The sequence below is a fragment of the Pectobacterium peruviense genome, assembly GCF_002847345.1.
Lineage (GTDB): Bacteria > Pseudomonadota > Gammaproteobacteria > Enterobacterales > Enterobacteriaceae > Pectobacterium > Pectobacterium peruviense.
In genome coordinates this window covers 26990-48059 of record NZ_LXFV01000016.1, presented here as the reverse complement: position 1 = coordinate 48059, position 21070 = coordinate 26990, and the positions used below count along the sequence as shown (strand labels likewise).

Annotated in this window: 18 protein-coding genes; 9 read left to right on the top strand and 9 right to left on the bottom strand. The window is 49.5% G+C overall.

From position 1 onward, the window contains the following. Positions 1-36 precede the first annotated feature (36 nt). The 8 genes from A0G03_RS13545 to A0G03_RS13510 form a co-directional block, all read right to left on the bottom strand. Positions 37-1401, bottom strand: a complete 1365-nt coding sequence (locus tag A0G03_RS13545; protein WP_048259128.1) for an MFS transporter — start codon at positions 1399-1401, stop codon at positions 37-39. 233 nt (positions 1402-1634) lie between these two features. Next, positions 1635-2525, bottom strand: a complete 891-nt coding sequence (cyoE, locus tag A0G03_RS13540; RefSeq protein ID WP_039301634.1) for a heme o synthase — start codon at positions 2523-2525, stop codon at positions 1635-1637. Positions 2526-2539: 14 nt separating this feature from the next. Then, entirely contained in the window at positions 2540-2872 is a 333-nt protein-coding gene (locus A0G03_RS13535) for a cytochrome o ubiquinol oxidase subunit IV (RefSeq protein WP_011092734.1), read from the bottom strand. Continuing rightward, positions 2872-3486, bottom strand: coding sequence for a cytochrome o ubiquinol oxidase subunit III (locus A0G03_RS13530; RefSeq protein ID WP_011092735.1), 615 nt, complete (start codon positions 3484-3486; stop codon positions 2872-2874). The genes A0G03_RS13535 and A0G03_RS13530 overlap by 1 nt, the downstream gene beginning before the upstream one ends. After that, positions 3476-5467, bottom strand: a complete 1992-nt coding sequence (cyoB, locus tag A0G03_RS13525) for a cytochrome o ubiquinol oxidase subunit I (RefSeq protein ID WP_048259129.1) — start codon at positions 5465-5467, stop codon at positions 3476-3478. The genes A0G03_RS13530 and cyoB overlap by 11 nt, the downstream gene beginning before the upstream one ends. 4 nt (positions 5468-5471) lie before the next feature. Further along, the gene (gene cyoA / locus A0G03_RS13520; protein ID WP_048259130.1) at positions 5472-6434 is read right to left on the bottom strand and encodes a cytochrome o ubiquinol oxidase subunit II; all 963 of its coding nucleotides are present in this window, start codon (positions 6432-6434) and stop codon (positions 5472-5474) included. Positions 6435-6859: 425 nt separating this feature from the next. Then, complete coding sequence (gene ampG, locus A0G03_RS13515) at positions 6860-8347, bottom strand: muropeptide MFS transporter AmpG (protein WP_048259131.1); 1488 nt, start codon at positions 8345-8347, stop codon at positions 6860-6862. A 59-nt stretch (positions 8348-8406) separates the two neighbouring features. Further along, the gene (locus tag A0G03_RS13510) at positions 8407-8985 is read right to left on the bottom strand and encodes a lipoprotein (protein WP_048259132.1); all 579 of its coding nucleotides are present in this window, start codon (positions 8983-8985) and stop codon (positions 8407-8409) included. Between the two features lie 448 nt (positions 8986-9433). Between A0G03_RS13510 and bolA the strand changes: the two genes are divergently transcribed. The 9 genes from bolA (at position 9434) to A0G03_RS13460 (ending at position 20198) form a co-directional block, all read left to right on the top strand. Next, positions 9434-9748: a transcriptional regulator BolA gene (bolA, locus tag A0G03_RS13500; protein ID WP_048259133.1), complete on the top strand. Its 315-nt coding sequence runs from the start codon at positions 9434-9436 to the stop codon at positions 9746-9748. Positions 9749-10066: 318 nt separating this feature from the next. Next, entirely contained in the window at positions 10067-11371 is a 1305-nt protein-coding gene (gene tig, locus A0G03_RS13495; protein ID WP_048259134.1) for a trigger factor, read from the top strand. A gap of 546 nt (positions 11372-11917) precedes the next feature. Beyond that, positions 11918-12541, top strand: coding sequence for an ATP-dependent Clp endopeptidase proteolytic subunit ClpP (clpP, locus tag A0G03_RS13490; RefSeq protein WP_048259135.1), 624 nt, complete (start codon positions 11918-11920; stop codon positions 12539-12541). Positions 12542-12705: 164 nt separating this feature from the next. Further along, complete coding sequence (gene clpX, locus A0G03_RS13485; protein WP_048259136.1) at positions 12706-13980, top strand: ATP-dependent protease ATP-binding subunit ClpX; 1275 nt, start codon at positions 12706-12708, stop codon at positions 13978-13980. Positions 13981-14170: 190 nt separating this feature from the next. Beyond that, a complete protein-coding gene (gene lon / locus A0G03_RS13480) occupies positions 14171-16552 on the top strand; it encodes an endopeptidase La (protein ID WP_048259137.1) in 2382 nt (793 codons plus the stop codon). Between the two features lie 198 nt (positions 16553-16750). Then, a complete protein-coding gene (gene hupB / locus A0G03_RS13475) occupies positions 16751-17023 on the top strand; it encodes a nucleoid-associated protein HU-beta (RefSeq protein WP_005976031.1) in 273 nt (90 codons plus the stop codon). 269 nt (positions 17024-17292) lie between these two features. Next, the gene (gene ppiD, locus A0G03_RS13470; protein ID WP_048259138.1) at positions 17293-19173 is read left to right on the top strand and encodes a peptidylprolyl isomerase; all 1881 of its coding nucleotides are present in this window, start codon (positions 17293-17295) and stop codon (positions 19171-19173) included. Between the two features lie 138 nt (positions 19174-19311). Beyond that, positions 19312-19677: a helix-hairpin-helix domain-containing protein gene (locus A0G03_RS13465; RefSeq protein WP_048259139.1), complete on the top strand. Its 366-nt coding sequence runs from the start codon at positions 19312-19314 to the stop codon at positions 19675-19677. Positions 19678-19799: 122 nt separating this feature from the next. Further along, entirely contained in the window at positions 19800-20198 is a 399-nt protein-coding gene (locus tag A0G03_RS13460; protein ID WP_048259140.1) for an acyl-CoA thioesterase, read from the top strand. Positions 20199-20274: 76 nt separating this feature from the next. Here A0G03_RS13460 and queC read toward each other — a convergent pair whose 3' ends face one another. Next, the gene (gene queC, locus A0G03_RS13455; protein WP_048259141.1) at positions 20275-20970 is read right to left on the bottom strand and encodes a 7-cyano-7-deazaguanine synthase QueC; all 696 of its coding nucleotides are present in this window, start codon (positions 20968-20970) and stop codon (positions 20275-20277) included. Between the last annotated feature and the right edge of the window lie 100 nt (positions 20971-21070).

The window sequence follows — 21070 nt, the reverse complement described above, 5'->3', positions numbered from 1 at the left end:
TGAAAAAAGCCAGCGAAAGCTGGCTTTTTGCTTAACTTAGGCTTGACCCGCTAATTGTTCTAACTGTTGGCGATTGGTCTTTTTGCTGTCTATCTTCACGTAGGCGCTGTATTCATCCGGCACGATAACCACTTCGGCGACGCCTGGCTGGGTGCGAATTTTTTGTTCCAGCTCACTATCCTGCAATGCTAAATCGGACAGTGCGATTCTCAGGCTGCTAAGGTAGGGCGGTTCCTGCATGGTGAAGCTGACAAGTAGCCAGATGGCCGCAATAGCCACGCCAGCCATAAACACGGCTGATGCACCATAAAGCTCAAACAGCCCGCCACCGAGACTTCCTCCAATTGCTACACCGATAAACTGTGTGGTGGAGTAAACGCCCATTGCAGTGCCTTTATACCCCGCGGGTGATTCCTTGCTGATTAGCGATGGCAACAGTGCTTCCATGACGTTGAAAGCCAGGAAAAACAGCTGTACGCCGACGATAATTTGCCAGAGATGGTTACCTGACGCCCACAGAACAATCTCTGCCGCTACCAGTACCACGATGCAGCCGATGAAGACCTGCTTCATCCGTCTTTTCACTTCAGCATAAATGATGAAAGGCACGACGCCAGCAAAGGAGACCAGCATGGTGACTAGATAGACTTTCCATTGTTCCTGCGGAGCCAGTCCTGCGGATTCCATTGCGCGGGGTAGCGCGACGAAGCTCGACATTAATAAAATATGCAAACACATGATGCCGATATTCAGTTTCAGCAGGCGGCTATTGCCGAGTACTTTGCGGAAACTGCCACGCACCATCGCTGATTCTCGGTTTAGGACGTGTGCTGGTGCGGAAGGAATCAGGGTCAGCGTGATAGCAATACCCGCGAGTGACAGGACGGCGATGCCCCAGAAGAGCGCCTGCAAACCGAAGGCGTGAGTAACGATAGGGCCAATGACCATCGCGATAGCAAAGGTGACGCCAAAGCTTACGCCGATAAATGCCATGGCCTTGGTTCGGTTCTGTTCACGAGTCAGGTCAGAAAGCAGCGCCATGACGGCGGCAGAGATGGCGCCCGCGCCTTGCAATGCTCGGCCAAGGATAATGCCCCAAATAGAATCGCTCAGTGCAGCGATGACGCTACCAAGTGCAAAAATCAGCAGCCCCCCGACGATCAACGGCTTTCTGCCAATGCGGTCGGAGACCAGACCGAAGGGGATTTGGAAAATAGCCTGCATCAGGCCATAGATACCAATCGCAATCCCGATCAGCGCTTCACTGGCACCTTGTAATGCCATACCGTAGGTGGTCAGAACGGGCAACACCATGAACATGCCAAGCATGCGTAGTGAAAAAACGGCACCCAAGCCCCATGTGGCGCGTAATTCGCCTGGGGTCATTTTATTATCGTTCATTCATTACCTCTGAAAACAATTGGCGCTATTTTAGTGTGTTATTGGCCAGACAGTAAACGATAGGTTTGTTACGTGATTTGGCGGAAGGGGAAATAGGGGGAAAAGAAAAAATGCAGGGAGCGTTTTCAACGTCGTTTGTGACGACCCGAAGAGTAGCGTGTAGGACGTTTGCATTAAGAAAAACAGGTGGACGAGCCACCTGTTTTTCTTAATGCATAGAACGTGGCTTGTGATTAACGCAGGTAGGTCAGTAGGACTTCATGCGTTGGAGCCATTGAATCCACGGACATCATGACGCTCAGTGAGGTAATCGCGACGATGGAGAAAACAAACAGTTTTCTTGCCCATACGCGGTCATCAATCGCGTTTTTATAGCCAGACAACGCCATACCCAACCACCACACGCTGACTGCTGCGGCAACGATCAGATATTTGTAGCCTGCATAACCGCCGAGAGACAGCATCAATGTTGCTACTGCAAATGCGACGATATAGAGCGTGATGTGGTTTTTCGCAACGGAGATACCTTTCACCACTGGCAGAACGGGGATGTTGGCTGCCTGATAATCCTTGAAGCGGAAAATCGCAATCGCGTAGGAATGCGGCATCTGCCACAGGCTAAAGATTAACAGCAGGATCAGCGCACCAGCGTCGAACTGGTTGCTGACGGCACAGTAACCGATAACCGGTGGTGCTGCGCCGGACAGGCTTCCAATCAGCGTGCCATAAACAGAATGCCGCTTCATGTACAGGCTATACACACCGACATACACGACGAAGCCCATCACCGCCAGCCACATAGCCAGCGGGTTGGCTGCGATGTACAGCAGAGCAAAGCCCGCAATACCTAACAGCGATGCGTAAACCAGCGTTACCTTCAGCGAAATCAGTCCTTTTACCAGAACCCGATTTTTGGTTCTCTCCATTTTCTTGTCGATGTCGCGGTCAATGACGTTGTTAAACACGCAGCCAGACGCAACGACTAACGACACACCCACGAGGGTGGCGAGAAACAAGGGATAATCAATGCGGCCTTGTGCCGCAAGGAGAAACCCACCGATAACGGAAATCAGATTTCCGAAAATAATTCCTGGTTTAGTAACTTGCAGGTATTGCTTAATCATCTTTTACGGCTCGGTTACTGGATCATCATATTGTGGTGTGCGCTCATCATAATCCAGATGGAGCCCACGACAACAATCGCGATAATCAGGACGGCAAACACAAGAGCCACCACGTTCCAGCGCTCTTCTGAGGACGTATTCAGGTGCAGGAAGTACACCAGATGCACCAGAATTTGAACAACTGCACATCCCACCACCGTGAAAAGAATGGCGTTATGTGAGGCAGTGCCGCTCATGACCATACTAAAAGGAATGACTGTCAAAATAACGGACAGAACAAACCCTATCACATATGACTTAACGCTACCGTGGCTGGCACCTGCATGATCGGTTGTTGAATGACTCATTAGATTGCCCCCAGCAGATAAACAACGGTGAAGACACAAATCCACACCACGTCGAGGAAGTGCCAGAACAGGCTCAGGCACATCAGACGCGTTTTGTTGGTTGCAGTCAGGCCACGTTTGGACACCTGAATCATCATGATGACTAACCAGATAAGACCGCCCGTTACGTGGAGCCCGTGGGTGCCGACCAGCGCGAAGAAAGCAGACAGGAACGCACTGCGATCCGGGCCATAACCTTCCACGATCAGGTGATGGAATTCATAGATTTCCATCCCGATAAACACCAGACCGAACAAGAAAGTCACACCCAGCCAGGTATTAACCTGAGATTTGTTGCCCTTGTTCATGGCGATCATTGCCATGCCGTAGGTAATACTACTGAACAACAGTGCAAACGTTTCTACCAGCACGAAGGGCAGTTGGAAAATGTCCTTCCCGCTCGGGCCGCCCGCAGTACCGTTAACCAGTACTGCATACGTTGCGAACAGTGACCCGAAAATGATCAGGTCGCTCATCAGGTAGACCCAGAAGCCGAAGACCTTGTTGGCTCCTGTGTCGTGGTGCCCATGCTCAGCATGGGCAGTATTGTGGTTAGTCAGAGTTTCAGTTGACATGTTTCACGCCTGCCTTACTGAGTTGATCAAAATTCTGATTCTCAATTTGCTCAATTTCTTTAACCGGTACGTAGTAATCCACGTCCTGATTAAAGCTGTGCACAATCCAGGTCACAATCATGCCTGCGAAGCCAGCGATGGCCAGCCACCAGATATGCCAGATCATAGCGAAACCGAATACCAGGCTAAATGCCGAGATAATCACACCTGCGCCGGTATTCTTCGGCATGTGAATCTCTTCATAGCTGGCAGGACGTTTGTATGCTTCACCTTTCTCTTTCGCTTCCCAGAAAGCATCACGCTCGTCAACATGCGGCACGATAGCGAAGTTGTAGAACGGTGCAGGAGAAGAGGTTGCCCACTCCAGCGTGCGTCCACCCCACGGGTCGCCTGTCAGATCGCGGTTCTGGTCACGGTCACGGATACTGACGTAGAACTGGATAACCTGACACAGTACACCGATACCGATTAATACTGCACCGATGGAGGCCACAACCAGCAAGGCGTGGAACTCAGGGTTGATTTGCTGGCTCAGACGACGCGTCATTCCCATGAAGCCGAGGACGTACAGCGGCATAAAGGCAACGAAGAAGCCGATAATCCAGAACCAGAACGCGCGTTTACCCCAGGTTTCGTTCAGCGTGAAACCAAAGGCTTTCGGGAACCAGTAAGTAATACCCGCGAAGCAACCAAACACCACGCCGCCGATGATCACGTTATGGAAGTGAGCAATCAGGAACAGACTGTTGTGCAAGACAAAGTTTGCGCCCGGTACGGCCAGCAGTACGCCTGTCATCCCACCGATGGTGAAGGTGATGATGAAGCCCGTGGTCCACAGCATCGTGGAGTGAGGCTGAATACGACCTTGGTACATAGTGAACAGCCAGTTGAAGATTTTAACCCCGGTTGGGATTGAAATAATCATAGTGGCTATACCAAAGAAGGCGTTGACGTTCGCGCCGGACCCCATGGTAAAGAAGTGGTGCAGCCAAACGATGAACGACAGAACCGTAATCGCAATGGTTGCCCACACCAGTGAGGTGTAGCCAAACAGACGTTTTCTACAGAAGGTAGCAACCACTTCGGAGTAAACACCGAATATCGGCAGCACCAGAATGTAAACCTCAGGATGACCCCATGCCCAAATCAGGTTGATGTACATCATCATGTTGCCACCCATATCATTGGTAAAGAAATGGGTGCCGAGGTAACGGTCAAGCGTCAGCAGCGCAATGGTAACGGTCAATATCGGGAATGCGGCAATGATCAGCACGTTGGTACACAGCGCTGTCCAGGTAAATACTGGCATTTTCATCAGCGTCATGCCTGGCGCACGCATCTTCAGAATTGTCGCGAAGAAGTTAACGCCAGTCAGCGTGGTACCTATACCGGATATCTGTAGACTCCATATCCAGTAATCGACCCCGACGCCGGGACTGTACTCCTTTCCTGAAAGCGGCGGATAGGCCACCCAGCCAGTCTGCGCGAACTCACCGACCCCGAGAGAGAGGTTGATCAAGATAACGCCAGCCACAAACAGCCAGAAGCTGAGGGAGTTCAAGAATGGGAAAGCAACGTCACGCGCACCGATCTGCAAGGGAACCGCAAGGTTCATCAAGCCAACAACGAATGGGGTTGCCACGAAGAAGATCATGATGACACCGTGCGCGGTGAAGATCTGATCGTAGTGGTGAGCGTTTAGGAAGCCCTCTTGCCCGGCAGAGGCAAGAACCTGCTGACCGCGCATCATGATGGCATCGGCAAAACCACGTATCATCATCACCAAACCGACGATGATATACATGATACCGATTTTCTTGTGGTCTACGGAGGTAAACCACTCGGCCCACAGCCATTTCCACTTACCTAAATAAGTGATTGCCGCCAGCAGCGCAAGGCCACCAACGATGATCGCCGCCACGGTGACCATAATAATGGGTTCGTGGTACGGAACCGCATCGAGTGTAAGTTTTCCGAACATCGTATTATCCCTCGGCTCCTTTGTGCGAGCTATGCTCGCCCATGTTCATACCCTCACCGTGTTGCATGTTTTCATCGGGCTTCATGCCTTCACCATGATGTTGCATGTTCATGTCATTGCCTATGAATTTGCGAATAATATTATTGAACAAATCCGGCTGGACACTGGAGAAGTATTCGACAGGATGGAATTCACTTGGCTTAGCCAACGTGTTGAATTCATCCATGGTATTCAGTGTCTTGGCGGACGCACGAACGTTCGCAACCCACTGATCGAATTCCTGCTGGGTTGGTGTGGCAATCGCTGTGAACTTCATACCAGAGAAGCCTTTACCACTATAACCGCCAGAGATACCGTCATATTTGCCCGGTTCATTAGCAATTAAATGGAGCTTCGTCTGCATTCCGGCCATGGCATAAATCTGTCCACCAAGACGAGGGATGAAGAAGGAGTTCATCACGGAGTCGGATGTGATCTTGAATGCAACAGGCACATTGGCAGGGAAAGCCAATTCGTTAACCGTAGCGATACCAAGATCTGGGTAAACAAACAACCATTTCCAGTCAAGCGAAACAACTTCGACATTGATAGGTTTGACGTCTGATACCAGCGGCTTGTACGGATCAAGCGAGTGAGTCGTCTTCCAGGTAATCGTGCCAAGAATAACGATAATGATAATTGGTACAGTCCAGACTACAGCTTCTATCTTGTTGGAGTGTGACCAGTTCGGGGTATATTTTGCCTTTTCATTAGAAGCACGGAACTTCCAGGCAAAAGCTATCGTCATAACGATAACGGGAATCACAACGATCAACATCAGCCCGATGGCAGTCAGTATTAGCGATCTTTGTTCTAACCCGATCTCTCCTTTGGGGTTCATTAGCGCCATATCGCAACCGCTCAGTAGAACAGTGGCTGCAAATAAAGACAGCATCCCAAAAATTTTATTGTATTTCTTGAGTCTCATCTAGCGACCTCAATAACAAGGGCTCTATTGTCATTTCATGCGAGCGGGCATTTTACGGGAAGGTTACTGCACTGTAAACATGATTAAGGTTATGTCAGCCGATTGTTGCTGTTTTTTGCCCTTAATGTCACAAAGATAGCCAAAATAAAAATGGTATTTAAAAACAGCAAATTAAGCGGCTACCCAGATGAGAGTATGGATGGATAATAAGAAATTACAACTGACTGTAACGCTTATTTTCTGTTGTTAGTTTGGTGAGGTTTTTTGCACAACATGTGTTTTTGATAACGAATGAAATTATTTCTGGAGAGATTTTACGAGGAAATAAAATTTCCTCTAGCAAGATAATTATGAAAAAAATAATTAAATAAAGAAAATGGTGTAATAGGTTCAGGCAGCAAATGGCGCTACCTGAACGAATATCATCAGTGTACGGATGGCTTAGACGCTCGTCTGAGTGACAGATAGTCCAGCAAGCTACCGAAGAAAATGCCCGACAGTGCGAACGTACAGCCTGCGGTGAGCAGGTATTCTGCCAACAGATGTAATGAAGACCATTCCAACGCATTGCTGATGAGCAGAATGAGCCAGAGTGCCAGTAATATCACTCCTAGCCCTAACACATATAAGGCCTTTTTGTAATAATTCTGAAAGCGTGTGCGTAACTGAAAGGTGTCTGTTTTCTGAGTAAATTCTAGTGTCTCGCGGCAAATCATCAGGATTGCCAAGCCCGGTAATGCGGCAAAAATCGAGAATAGATAGAACCATGCCCAGCCGTAGGATTCGACAAACCAGCCTGCAATAGGGCCGACGTAAACCCTCCCGACGGCTGCAAGGGCAGAGAGCAGGGCAAACTGTGTAGCTGAGAAGGATTTATTACACAACGTCATCAACAGTGCGACAAAGGCTGCTGTTCCCATACCGCCGCAGAGATTTTCCAGAAAAACAGCGCTGGCCATGGTGAAGAGACTTTTATCTGTGATAGCCAGCAGCCAGTATCCTGCATTGGAAACGGCCTGGAGGAGTCCAAACAACATCAACGCTCTGAACAATGAGAGCCGCTGCATCAGTAATCCGCCGTAAATCGCGCCCACGATGGTCGCGAATAGCCCAAGCGTTTTATTAACCAGCCCGACATCACCCGCATTGAAGCCAACGCCGCGTATCAGGAAGGTTGTCGTTAAACTGATCGCAAAGGCGTCACCGAGTTTGTATAAGACGATCAACAGAAGAATGAGCCAGGCGTTATTACGTTCGAAAAAATCGCGTAGAGGGGCAACAATCGCTTGCTCCATAGTGCGCGGCGCAGGCTGGCTATTCAGTGGTTCCGGCGCTAACAAAGTAGCGAATACCCCGATTAGCATTAGCCCTGCCATCAGCCAATAGGTTGCCTGCCAGCCGAGATAGCGATCGGCCATCCACAGCGCCAGTCCACCTGAAACCAGCATGGCAAGCCGGTAGCCTAATACTGAGGTAGCCGCACCCGTACCGCGTTCTTCAGGGGGAAGTAAATCCGTCTTATAGGCATCAAAAACAATATCCTGAGAAGCCGAGCAGAACGCGACCAGAACCGCCAGCGTAGCCAGCCACCAGAGATCGCGAGCTGGGTTCATAAACCCCATACCAATAATGGCAGCAATCAGCAGAAGTTGACTGAGAATCAGCCAGCCACGGCGTCGGCCAAGAAACGGTGGGGTGTAGCGGTCCATCAGCGGGGACCACAGAAACTTGAATACGTAGGCTTGGCCAACCAGAGAGAAAAAACCAATGGTTTTCAGATCGACATTCTCGACGGTCATCCAGGCTTGCAATGTGCCGGAGGTCAATGCCAGTGGTAAACCGGAAGCGAAGCCAAGTAACAGCATAAAAAGCGAATTACGTTGGCTGAATAAAGTAATGATGCGACTAAACATGAAGAGTCCTTTCCCTTGCTCCGCGATAGGTCAGGAGCAAGGGAAGCGGCGTACAGAAATTAACGGGCGTTTTCTTTGACGAAGCTGCTTACGCTGGTGTCTTGCGCCATGTCGTTGATGACATCGCCTAACACGGTGTTAACCGCATCAGTGATTTTTTCGTTGCTCGCAGTGAAAGCGCCCTGAACGTTATAGGTTGAGCGGTAGTTTTTCACCTGCTTGTTGCCATTTGCGGCCTGAGACATGATGGATATATCTGCTTTGGTCGTGATGTTGTAACGCAGGTTGCCTTCAGAGACATCGGCGTACAGGTGGTTAACCACGATCTGCAAGGCGACTGGGCCGCCAGTGCCGATCATGTAACCACGCGCGGTCATTTGTTTCTCCAGTGCTTCTTGCAGCAGGAAGCGCAGATCGCGGGAAGGTGTCAGCGTAACCAGTTGTCCATCGCGATTCACTTTTGCCAGAGCCTGGTCGGCGCGCTGGTCTGCACCATTGATGCTAATCGTCACGCCCATCAGCGTAGGATCCTGAGAAGGCAGGCTAATTTTTGGGGTGACGTTCAGCGTGTTGCTTTTTGCTGCACACCCGGCAAGCAGGATGACGGCCAGAAGAGGGAAAAATAATTTTTTTAACATTCGTATTTTCTCAATAATGATTAGTGTGGTGAGCTGACAAATATTGTTGATATCATATCATCGCCACTGGCAGGAAAAAGAGTCGATAGCAGGTAAATTGTCCTGAAATTCATCTTTTTCATGCTTTTGACCTGAAAAAACTGTTTTTGTCACATCAATACCGTCGATTACATATCAACCTGTTGAGAACTCGCTTCTGCTCGTCATGCCGTTTTTACGCATAACAGGTTGAAAACCGCTAAGGTTATACCCTAAATAATTCGAGTTGCAGGAAGGCGGCAAGGGAAGGAATCCCGATGAGCTTACTCAAGTAAGTGATTCGGGTGAGTGAGTGCAGCCAACGCACATGCGGCTTGAAGTATTACGGGTATATAATGATTCGGGCATCGGTGAATGACAGTCATGTCACGTTGATCTCCCATTTTCCCCAAGCCGAAAGGGTAGCCGTATGATGCGTGAAACGATAGAAGAGAAGCTGCGTGTGGGTTTTGAACCCGTTCATTTAGAGGTCACTGACGAAAGCTATCGGCATAACGTGCCTGCTGGAGCGGAAAGTCATTTTAAAGTTGTGCTGGTCAGCGATAAATTCACTGGGGAGCGCGTGATTGGGCGACATCGCGCAGTTTATGCCGTACTGGCTGCGGAACTTGCGGGTTCGGTGCATGCGTTAGCGCTGCATACGTATACGACAAAAGAGTGGGTCAGCTTGCAAAACGCCGTCCCTTCTTCACCGCCCTGCGGTGGTGCTGGCATCCTTTCTTAAGTCATGAATATGGCCCGTTCCTGACATATCGGAGCGGGTTACTGACAAAAAGTGTGAATTCGTTGCTGTAATAGTCTGCCCGCCGTTCTCGACTCATCCTCTCTATATCGCTATAATGCTGCGTCTATTTTTCCTGAATGTATTCGGGACGCTTCTGACTACAAGGACGGGGTTGGCAATTTCCCGGTTCTGCGGGGTTGATTCGTGCGGTGCACCTTAGGTGGTGGCAGTCTGAATAAGCTTTGCTGTCGTGAGAGTTTTTCGTCGCGAGAATAGTTTTGGGGTTGACCGATCACTGTGATTTTTTGAGGTAACAAGATGCAAGTTTCAGTTGAAACCACTCAAGGTCTGGGACGTCGCGTAACGATTACCGTTGCTGCTGACATCATTGAGAGTGCGGTGAAGAGCGAGCTGGTCAACGCGGCCAAAAAAGTACGTATTGACGGTTTTCGTAAAGGCAAAGTGCCGATGAATGTTGTTGCTCAGCGTTATGGTGCCTCTGTGCGTCAGGACGTATTGGGTGACCTGATGCAGCGCAACTTTGTTGACGCTATCATCAAAGAAAAAATTAATCCGGTTGGCGCGCCTAACTATATCCCTGGCGAATATGCCGTAGGTGGCGACTTCACTTACTCTGTTGAGTTTGATGTGTACCCGGAAGTCGAACTGAAAGGTCTGGAAGCAATCGAAGTTGAAAAACCGGTTGTTGAAGTGACTGATGCTGACGTTGATACCATGCTGGACACGCTGCGTAAGCAACAGGCAACATGGAAAGAAACCGACCGTGCTGCAACAGCAGAAGATCGTGCAACGATCGATTTCACGGGTTCTATCGACGGTGAAGTCTTCGAAGGCGGAAAAGCGTCTGACTTTGTACTGGCAATGGGCCAGAGCCGCATGATCCCTGGTTTTGAAGATGGTATCGTTGGGCACAAAGCGGGCGAAGAATTCACTATCGACGTGAACTTCCCAGAAGACTACCACGCTGAAAATCTGAAAGGAAAAGCGGCTCAGTTCGTTATCGTCCTGAAGAAAGTTGAAGAGCGTGAGTTGCCTGAACTGACTGAAGAATTCATCAAACGTTTCGGCGTGGCTGATGGTTCTCAGGAAGGTCTGCGTGCTGAAGTTCGTAAAAATATGGAACGTGAGCTGAAAGGCGCGGTGCGTAACCGTGTGAAAACTCAGGTTCTGGACGGGCTGATCAACGCAAACGAAATCGAAGTGCCAGTTGCACTGATCGATGGCGAAATCGATGTTCTGCGTCGTCAGGCTGCACAGCGTTTTGGCGGCAACGAGAAGCAAGCGCAGGAATTACCGCGCGAGCTGTTCGAAGAGCAAGCGAAACGCCGTGTTGTGATCGGTCTGCTGCTGGGCGAAGTGATCAGCAGCAACGAGCTGAAAGCTGACGAAGCACGCGTTAATACACTGATCGAAGAGATGGCTTCTGCTTACGAAGATCCGCAGGAAGTTATCGAGTTCTACAGCAAGAATAAAGAGCTGCTGAACAACATGCGTAACGTCGCTCTGGAAGAGCAAGCGGTAGAAACTGTGCTTGCTAAAGCCAAAGTGGTTGAGAAATCAGTAAGCTTCAACGAACTGATGAATCAAACGACTACGGCATAAACCTTGTTGATATCAACATTGTTTATTGCGTAGCAGGGTGCTTCCCTATTAAAGCCCGTGCCTTATGGCGCGGGCTTTTTGCTTATAGCGTTGCGTAATCGTTGTGCTGATGGCGATCGTTCAGGCGATCTTTGATCTTCGGTGTTGAACGTCTTCGTTCTCGTCAGACAATACGCAAGGGATGACCGCCTGAAATTGCACTACTATTAAGTTAGGCGAAGAATTTATTAGTTTAGGCAGAGAATTTATTAGTTCAGGCAAAGAGTTAAACCACAGATTTGCTGTGCCGATAACGTGTTAATAATAAAACAATTGGCTCTTTAATAGAGAGCGATTGATAGTGTAAGCTTGAAATACAATGCATGTGCCCCCACTCACTGAAGAGGAAACGCTGGCACAGCAGGTAAGGATTCTCGGCCGTTGGGTTGTTCAACAGGGCGGGGTGGGGTTCCATAGTCATCCCTACCTATCTCTAGTAGAATTGAGCAATGCAATGATTGAACAACGCAATAAGAGTGCCGGACGCATTTTATCTAGGAGACGTGAATGTCATACAGTGGCGAACAAGAAAGACAAGCACCTCATATGGCGTTAGTGCCGATGGTGGTTGAACAGACCTCGCGTGGGGAACGTTCTTACGATATCTATTCCCGTCTGCTAAAAGAACGGATAATCTTCCTGACTGGTCAGGTTGAAGATCACATGGCGAATCTGGTTGTGGCACAGATGCTGTTTCTGGAAGCCGAAAACCCAGAAAAAGACATTTATCTGTACATTAACTCTCCAGGTGGCGTGATTACTGCGGGTATGTCCATTTATGACACCATGCAGTTTATCAAGCCGGATGTCAGCACGATCTGTATGGGACAGGCTTGTTCAATGGGCGCATTCCTGTTGACGGCGGGAGCCAAAGGCAAACGTATTTGCTTGCCTAACTCGCGCGTCATGATTCACCAGCCATTGGGTGGTTTCCAAGGGCAGGCAACGGATATTGAAATCCATGCCAAAGAAATACTGAAAGTGAAAGCCAAAATGAATGAGCTGATGGCGAAACACACGGGACAATCTCTTGAAGCGTTAGAGAGAGACACAGAGCGCGATCGTTTCCTCTCTGCCAGTGAGGCAGTAGAATACGGTTTGGTAGACTCCGTATTCACTAACCGTGGGTAATTCTCCGCCATAGTAGCGGTTTTGGTGTAGCTAAAAATCAGTGTTCGACCGATAGTCTGTTGTGCGGGGTTATTTGACGCGTATTGGCTATAAGTATCGGCGTTCGTTGTAGCGATATCGCTGTGGTTGGCCTGCGGGCAAAAGACGAAGAAGAGGTTTAACTCATGACAGATAAGCGCAAAGACGGTTCAGGAAAGTTACTGTACTGCTCTTTTTGCGGCAAAAGCCAGCATGAAGTGCGTAAGCTGATTGCCGGGCCGTCGGTGTATATCTGCGATGAATGTGTTGACTTGTGTAACGACATTATTCGCGAAGAAATTAAAGAAGTGGCGCCACACCGTGAGCGCAGTGCGTTGCCGACGCCGCACGAAATTCGCCGCCACCTTGACGATTACGTCATTGGTCAAGAACAGGCCAAGAAGGTGTTGGCTGTTGCGGTATATAACCACTATAAACGCTTGCGTAATGGTGACAGCAGCAACGGGATCGAGCTGGGTAAAAGTAATATCCTGCTGATCGGTCCGACCGGGAGCGGTAAAACGCTGCTGGCTGAAACGCTGGCGCGTTTCCTGGATGTTCCGTTCACTATGGCGGATGCTACCACGCTGACCGAAGCCGGTTACGTTGGTGAAGATGTTGAAAACATCATTCAGAAGTTGTTGCAGAAGTGCGATTACGATGTGCAGAAAGCGCAGCGTGGGATTGTCTATATTGATGAAATCGACAAGATTTCTCGTAAGTCAGACAATCCGTCTATCACCCGTGATGTGTCTGGTGAAGGCGTGCAGCAGGCGCTGTTGAAGCTGATCGAAGGAACCATCGCAGCGGTTCCGCCGCAAGGTGGGCGCAAGCATCCGCAGCAAGAGTTCTTGCAGGTTGATACCTCCAAGATCCTCTTTATCTGTGGCGGTGCGTTCGCTGGGCTAGATAAAGTGATCGAGCAACGTACCGATACGGGACGCGGCATCGGCTTTAATGCAACGGTTAAAGGATCGGCTGAAAAAGCGACCGAAGGCGAGCTGTTAAGCAATGTTGAACCGGGTGATTTGATTAAATTCGGTTTGATTCCTGAGTTTATCGGTCGTCTGCCTGTCGTTGCGACGCTGAGAGAATTGAGCGAAGACGCACTGATTCAGATTTTGCGTGAGCCGAAAAATGCGCTGACCAAACAGTATCAAGCGCTATTCAATCTGGAAGGCGTTGATCTGGAATTCCGCGATGAAGCGCTGACGGCGATTGCCAAGAAAGCAATGGCGCGTAAAACTGGTGCTCGCGGCCTGCGTTCTATCGTTGAAGCTGCTCTGCTCGATACCATGTATGACCTGCCATCTCTGGATAGCGTGGATAAAGTCGTCATTGACGAATCTGTTATTGCGGGCCAGTCCGAGCCATTGCTGATCTATGGCAAGCCTGAGACACAGCAGGCTTCCGGCGAATAATTAATCAATTTGGCTGTATCAAAAAATAAAAATGGGGGATTTATCCCCCATTTGTTTTTTACACGCATGCTGGTCGTTGAATGTGAGACATTTATCCCCATATACTCAAATACCTATTTGATGAAACCGTGAAAACCGCGTTTCACGAGATTCCCATAACCTGGCGGAAACGAAACTAAGAGAGAGCTCTATGAACCCTGAGCGTTCCGAACGCATAGAAATCCCCGTATTGCCATTGCGCGATGTGGTGGTTTATCCGCACATGGTCATTCCGTTGTTTGTTGGTCGGGAGAAATCGATTCGGTGCCTTGAAGCCGCAATGGATCATGATAAGAAGATCATGCTGGTGGCACAGAAAGAGGCCTCAACGGATGAGCCAAGTATTAACGATCTTTTCTCGGTAGGGACAGTAGCCTCAATTCTTCAAATGCTGAAACTGCCAGACGGCACGGTAAAAGTGCTGGTCGAAGGGTTACAGCGTGCGCGTATTACGACGCTTTCTGACAGCGGTGAGCATTTCGCTGCACACGCAGAATATCTTGATTCCCCGGCGATTGATGAGCGCGAGCAGGAAGTTCTCATGCGCACGGCAATCAATCAGTTTGAGGGATACATCAAGCTGAACAAGAAGATTCCGCCGGAAGTTCTGACATCTCTGAACAGCATTGACGATGCCGCGCGTTTAGCCGACACCATTGCTGCGCATATGCCGCTGAAATTGGCTGATAAGCAGTCTGTACTTGAAATGTTCGACATCACTGAACGCTTAGAGTACCTGATGGCGATGATGGAATCCGAAATCGACCTATTGCAGGTAGAAAAACGAATCCGCGGCCGTGTTAAGAAGCAAATGGAAAAGAGCCAGCGTGAGTACTATCTGAATGAGCAAATGAAAGCCATTCAGAAAGAGCTGGGCGAGATGGATGACGCACCGGATGAACACGAAGCGTTAAAGCGTAAGATTGAAGCGGCAAAAATGCCGAAAGACGCGCGTGAAAAAGCCGAAGCTGAATTACAAAAGCTGAAGATGATGTCGCCAATGTCTGCGGAAGCGACGGTGGTGCGCAGCTATATCGACTGGATGGTGCAGGTACCGTGGAATGCGCGCAGCAAAGTGAAGAAAGACTTGCTGAAAGCGCAGGAAATGCTGGATACCGACCATTATGGTCTGGATCGTGTGAAAGAACGTATCCTTGAATATCTCGCAGTACAGAGCCGTGTCAGCAAGATTAGAGGGCCGATTCTGTGTCTGGTAGGGCCTCCAGGTGTGGGTAAAACCTCACTCGGCCAGTCTATCGCCAAAGCGACTGGACGTCAGTATGTGCGCATGGCGCTAGGTGGCGTGCGTGACGAAGCGGAGATCCGTGGGCATCGCCGTACCTATATCGGTTCAATGCCTGGCAAACTGATCCAGAAAATGGCGAAAGTCGGGGTGAAAAACCCGCTGTTCCTGCTGGATGAGATCGACAAGATGTCTTCCGATATGCGTGGCGATCCGGCTTCTGCCTTGCTGGAAGTACTCGATCCTGAGCAGAACGTCGCGTTTAACGATCACTATCTGGAAGTCGACTACGATCTGTCCGATGTGATGTTTGTTGCGACGTCTAACTCCATGAACATCCCAGCGCCGTTGCTTGACCGTATGGAAGTCATTCGTCTTTCTGGCTATACCGAAGACGAAAAACTGAATATCGCCAAGCAGCACTTGCTGCCGAAGCAGATTGAACGTAATGCGCTGAAAACGGGCGAAATCTCAGTAGAAGACAGTGCAATTGTTGGCATTATCCGTTATTACACGCGTGAGGCTGGCGTGCGTAGTCTGGAGCGTGAAATCTCCAAACTGTGCCGTAAAGCAGTAAAAACGCTGTTGATGGATAAATCCACTAAGCATATTCAGATTTCGGGCGATAACCTTAAGGATTTCCTTGGGGTACAGCGTTTTGACTATGGCCGTGCGGACGATGAAAATCGCGTAGGGCAGGTGACTGGATTGGCCTGGACGGAAGTTGGCGGCGATCTGTTGACGATTGAAACCGCCTGCGTGCCGGGCAAGGGTAAACTGACCTATACCGGTTCGTTGGGTGAGGTCATGCAAGAGTCGATTCAGGCTGCGCTTACCGTCGTTCGCGCCAGAGCGGAAAAATTAGGCATCAATACTGATTTTTACGAGAAGCGTGATATCCACGTTCACGTTCCTGAAGGTGCGACGCCAAAAGACGGCCCGAGTGCGGGCATCGCGATGTGTACTGCGCTGGTTTCTTGTCTGACCGGTAACCCGGTGCGTGCTGATGTGGCGATGACGGGTGAGATTACCCTGCGTGGTTTGGTGCTGCCGATTGGCGGTCTGAAAGAGAAACTGTTGGCCGCACATCGTGGTGGTATCAAGACGGTATTGATTCCTGATGACAACAAGCGCGATCTGGAAGAAATCCCACAGAACGTGATTGCCGATCTGGAAATTCATCCGGTGAAACGTATCGAGGAAGTGTTGGCGTTAGCGTTGCAGAATGCGCCTTCTGGTATTCAGGTGGTCTCGACCCCTAAAGCCAGAGCCAAGGCCAAGGCAAAATAGTGACCTGTCGCAAAAACCCTAGAGAAAATCAGGGCTGGTGAGTGAAATCGTGCTTGCCAGCTTTTTTTTGTACCGCTAAGTTAGAGCACTGTTAGTTTTAGCCGTAACTGGCTAAGACATGACAGTATTGATTATAAGTTACGTGTCGCGTCTTGGGACATTGAAGCGCGATAAGAGAATTCCAGAGGGGATGACAGAGTGAACAAGTCACAATTGATCGACAAAATTGCCGCAGATGCTGATATTTCCAAAGCGGCAGCAGGGCGTGTGTTAGATGCAATTATTGGTTCCGTTACCGAATCCCTGAAAGAAGGGGATGATGTTGCTTTGGTTGGCTTTGGTACTTTCTCAGTGCGTGAACGTGCTGCGCGTACCGGTCGTAACCCGCAAACTGGTAAGGAAATCAGTATCCCTGCGGCAAAAGTACCAGGATTCCGTGCTGGTAAAACGCTGAAAGACGCCGTTAACTGATTATTACGTCACAGGTTTGGCTGATAACCACTTCGGGTGCCAAACAATACCTGACGCAATGATATTGGTAGGGTAAGATACGAGGCGCATCATTTTATGATGTGCCTTTTATTTATCAGGACTATACATTCCCGACACTCGACAGAACGTGGCGGGCAATAAGCTTAAGTGCGCCCTAGCCTTGTATTGGGCTATAGCAGTCGCAAGGATGCATGGCTCCGGCCAGCGCAGGGAGTTTTATCCATTCTACAGCGGAGTGTTGTCACATTATGATGGACAATTTACGTACGGCCGCGAATAACGTCGTGCTCAAAATTATTCTTGCTTTGATCATCGCATCATTCGTTTTAACCGGCGTTGGTGATTATCTTATTGGTGGTTCAGGAGATTACGCTGCAAAGGTGAACGGGCAGGAAATTACCCGTGCACAGCTTGAGCAGGCGGTACAAAACGAACGCAGTCGTCAGCAGGAAACCCTGGGTGAGAATTTCTCTCTCCTGGCGAGTAATGACGGTTACATGCAGCAGTTGCGTAGGCAGGCACTCTCCCAACTCATTGATGAAACCTTGTTGGATCAGTATGCCAACAAGCTGGGACTAAACATCAGTGATGCGCAAATCAAACAGGCGATCTTTGACGTTCCCGCGTTTCAGACAAATAACCGTTTTGATAATGAAAAGTATCTGGATCAGGTTCGTCGACTGGGCGTAACGCCGGATATGTATGCTCAGATGCTGCGTAAGCAACTGACTTCACAACAGCTGATTCGCGGTTTTGGCAATACATCGTTCCTGCTGCCGCAGGAGATCGATAATCTGGTGAAACTGGCTGCGCAGGATCGCGTTGTTCGTGTGGCAACCATTGATATTGCTGCCAAGGCAAAAGCTCAAGCGGTTGCTGACGATGAAGTTCAGGGCTATTACGACCAGAACAAAGGGAATTTCATCGCACCAGAAGAATTCAAAGTCAGCTATATCACGCTGGATGCAGCAAGCATCATGGATAGCGTGAAAGTGGACGATGCGGCTATCAACGATTTCTACGAACAGAATAAGAACGACTATTCCCAACCTGAACGCAAAAAATTCAGCGTTATTCAGGTGAAGAATGAGGCCGATGCAGCATCTGTTCTGGATTCGCTTAAGCAAGGCGTCGACTTCGCTGCGTTAGCGAAAGAAAAATCAACGGACATCATCTCACGTCGCAACGGTGGCGATCTGGGATGGATGGACGAAAACAGCATGATTGATGAGCTTAAGCAGGCAAAACTGACGGAGAAAGGTCAGGTTTCCGCAGCGATTAAATCATCTGTTGGTTATTTGATTGTGCGTCTGGATGATGTTCAGCCACAGCAGGTCAAACCGTTGAGCGAAGTGCGTGCCGAGATTGCTGAGAAAGTGAAGCACGAGAAAGCGCAGGATGGTTACTATGCGCTGCAACAAAAAACCAGCGAAGCGGCAAGCAATGACAACGAATCTCTGGCTTCAGCAGAAGAAGCGGCCGGCGTGAAAGCAACGCAGACAGACTGGTTCACGCGTGAGAAGGTTCCAGCCGCGCTGAACTTCCAACCGGTAACGCAGGCTATCTTTAGCGGTGCGTTGCTGGGTGAGAACGGTGCTGCGGGCAACAACTCTGATGTGATTAACGTTGACGGTGACCGTGCTTTTGTTCTGCGTATCTCTGAGCACAAGCCTGAAAGCACTCGCCCTTTGGATCAGGTTCGTACCGAGATCGTAGAGGCGTTGAAGCGTCAGAAGGCTGAACAGCAGGCTCGCGTGGACGCTGAAAAAATTCTGGCTGAGCTGAAGCAAGGCAAAGATGACGCGCTTAAAGCTGCCGGGTTGAGCTTTGGTGAAGCAAAAACGATGTCTTCTATCTCTCAAGGTGATGCAACGGCTGAGGCGATTTTTGCTATGCCGCATCCACAAAAAGATAAGCCGTCCTATGCGATTACTCAGGATCAGGCGGGTAACATCGTGCTGGCTGCGCTGGATAGCGTGACGCCACATCAGCTAAGCGATGAGCAGAAAACACAGTTTGCCAGCCAGGTTCAGCAAGGTTCTCTGGGCGCGCTGTTTGATTCTCTGCTGTCCAGCTTGCGTAGTGAAGCGAAAATCAAGATAGGCAATGCGGCGCAGGAACAGCAATAAGCTCCGCAAAAATTTGCAAATCGTTGCAACAACTAAAGGCCGCTTTCGCGGCCTTTTCCACATTTAAATTCTGCTGTTTGCGGTGTTGATGGGTCTGCGGCAAGGTAGCCGTGCTGTCACACACAAGGAGGAAACAGCATGAAAAAATCAGGAATAAAAGCACTGTGTTTGATCATTGGAATGAGTTTGTCTGGGTTGCCATTACTGGGCCAGGCTGCAGCTAAAGCCGCTGACAGTACAGCGACGGCGGTGAAGTCTGCGCCAGCAGATCAGAAAGCGGAAAAAGCAACGCTTCCTGATGGTGATGAGGATAAGGTAAGCATTAATACGGCGAACGCTGCGGATTTGGCTGAAATAATGAACGGTGTCGGCCTTAAAAAAGCGGAAGCGATCGTTAGCTATCGTGAGCAAAATGGCGCTTTTACCCAGATCGATCAATTAACTGAGGTCCCAGGAATTGGCGCTGCATTAGTTGAACGTAATCTCTCTCGTTTAAAACTGTGATGCTTTTAATACTGTGATACCGGTCGCAGCCCAGTTGAGCACTTCCTCGGGGCTGCGAACCTCTGCTAGGCTAATTGTCAGGTCATACCAGTTGTTGGTTTTGTCACAGGAGCATGAGTGTTATGCAGACTTTCATTACCGTTCGTGGTTATCACATTGATGTTTATCAGCACGTTAATAACGCGCGCTATCTGGAGTTTTTGGAAGAGGCGCGTTGGCAATGGCTGGAAACGTTGCCCGCTTTTGGCTGGATGCAGAGTAACAACATTGCTTTCGTCGTAGTGAACATCAATATCAACTATCGCAAGCCTGCCGTTCTCGGTGACGTTCTGCGTGTTGATAGTGAATTACTTCAGATGAATACGAAAAGTGGCGTGATCAGTCAGAAGATAACCCGAGTGTCTGATGAAAGTGATGTAGCGGATGCAACGCTGACATTTGTCTGCATTGATTTATTGACGCAAAAAGCACTGCCGCTTGAGGGTGAGTTACTGGAACACTTAAACGAGATTCGTCGTTAACATAAAGCAACATGCCGCTTCTGTACGAAGTGGCATGCTATTTTTACTTTGTGTGAAATTTTTGTGTGCCGAAGTCTCAGCGTAACCCGACTTTCTGCTTCAGTGAGGCCATGACCGCTACAGCGTCTTTTTGATATTGTTCGAGTCCGTTTGCGCGTAAATGGCAGGCGGCACACTGACCACATCCATCACCCTTGATACCGTTATAGCAGGTTAGCGTGTGGTAACGCACGGTATCGAGCTGCTGGTAATAATCCGCCAGCGCCCAGGTCTCGGCCTTATTGAGCCACATTAGTGGAGTTTCAAAGCGGATATCGCGGGCGATACCAAGGACAATAGCCTGATTTAGCGCCTTTACGAATTCGTCGCGACAGTCTGGGTAACCGGAAAAGTCGGTCTCACACACGCCAGTAATGACGGCTTCTGCACCAACCTGATAGCCGTAGATAGAAGCGAGAGTCAGAAAAAGAATGTTTCTTCCCGGAACGAAGGTGTTGGGAATGCCTTGTGCATTGGCGTCGTAATCAGGAACCGGGATGCTGTCGCGCGTTAGGCTGCTGGTGGCGAGTTCATTCAGTAAGCCGACATCCAGAACCTTATGCGCCGTTGCACCCAGTTTCTGGCTGAGTTCTTGGGCGACATCAATTTCCGCGCGGTGGCGTTGTCCGTAATCGAAGGTGATGCAGTGGACGTCATCATAATGTTGCAGAGCCTGAATCAGGCAGGTTGTGGAATCTTGTCCACCGCTAAAAACGACAACAGCACGTTTCATTCTTCATTCACCTTAACGCGACGTTAACCGCAAGACGTCTCTAACGCACTGCGGTGCAAAGTTGCTATGTTACCTGAAACCAGGTTACCTGAAAAATAGC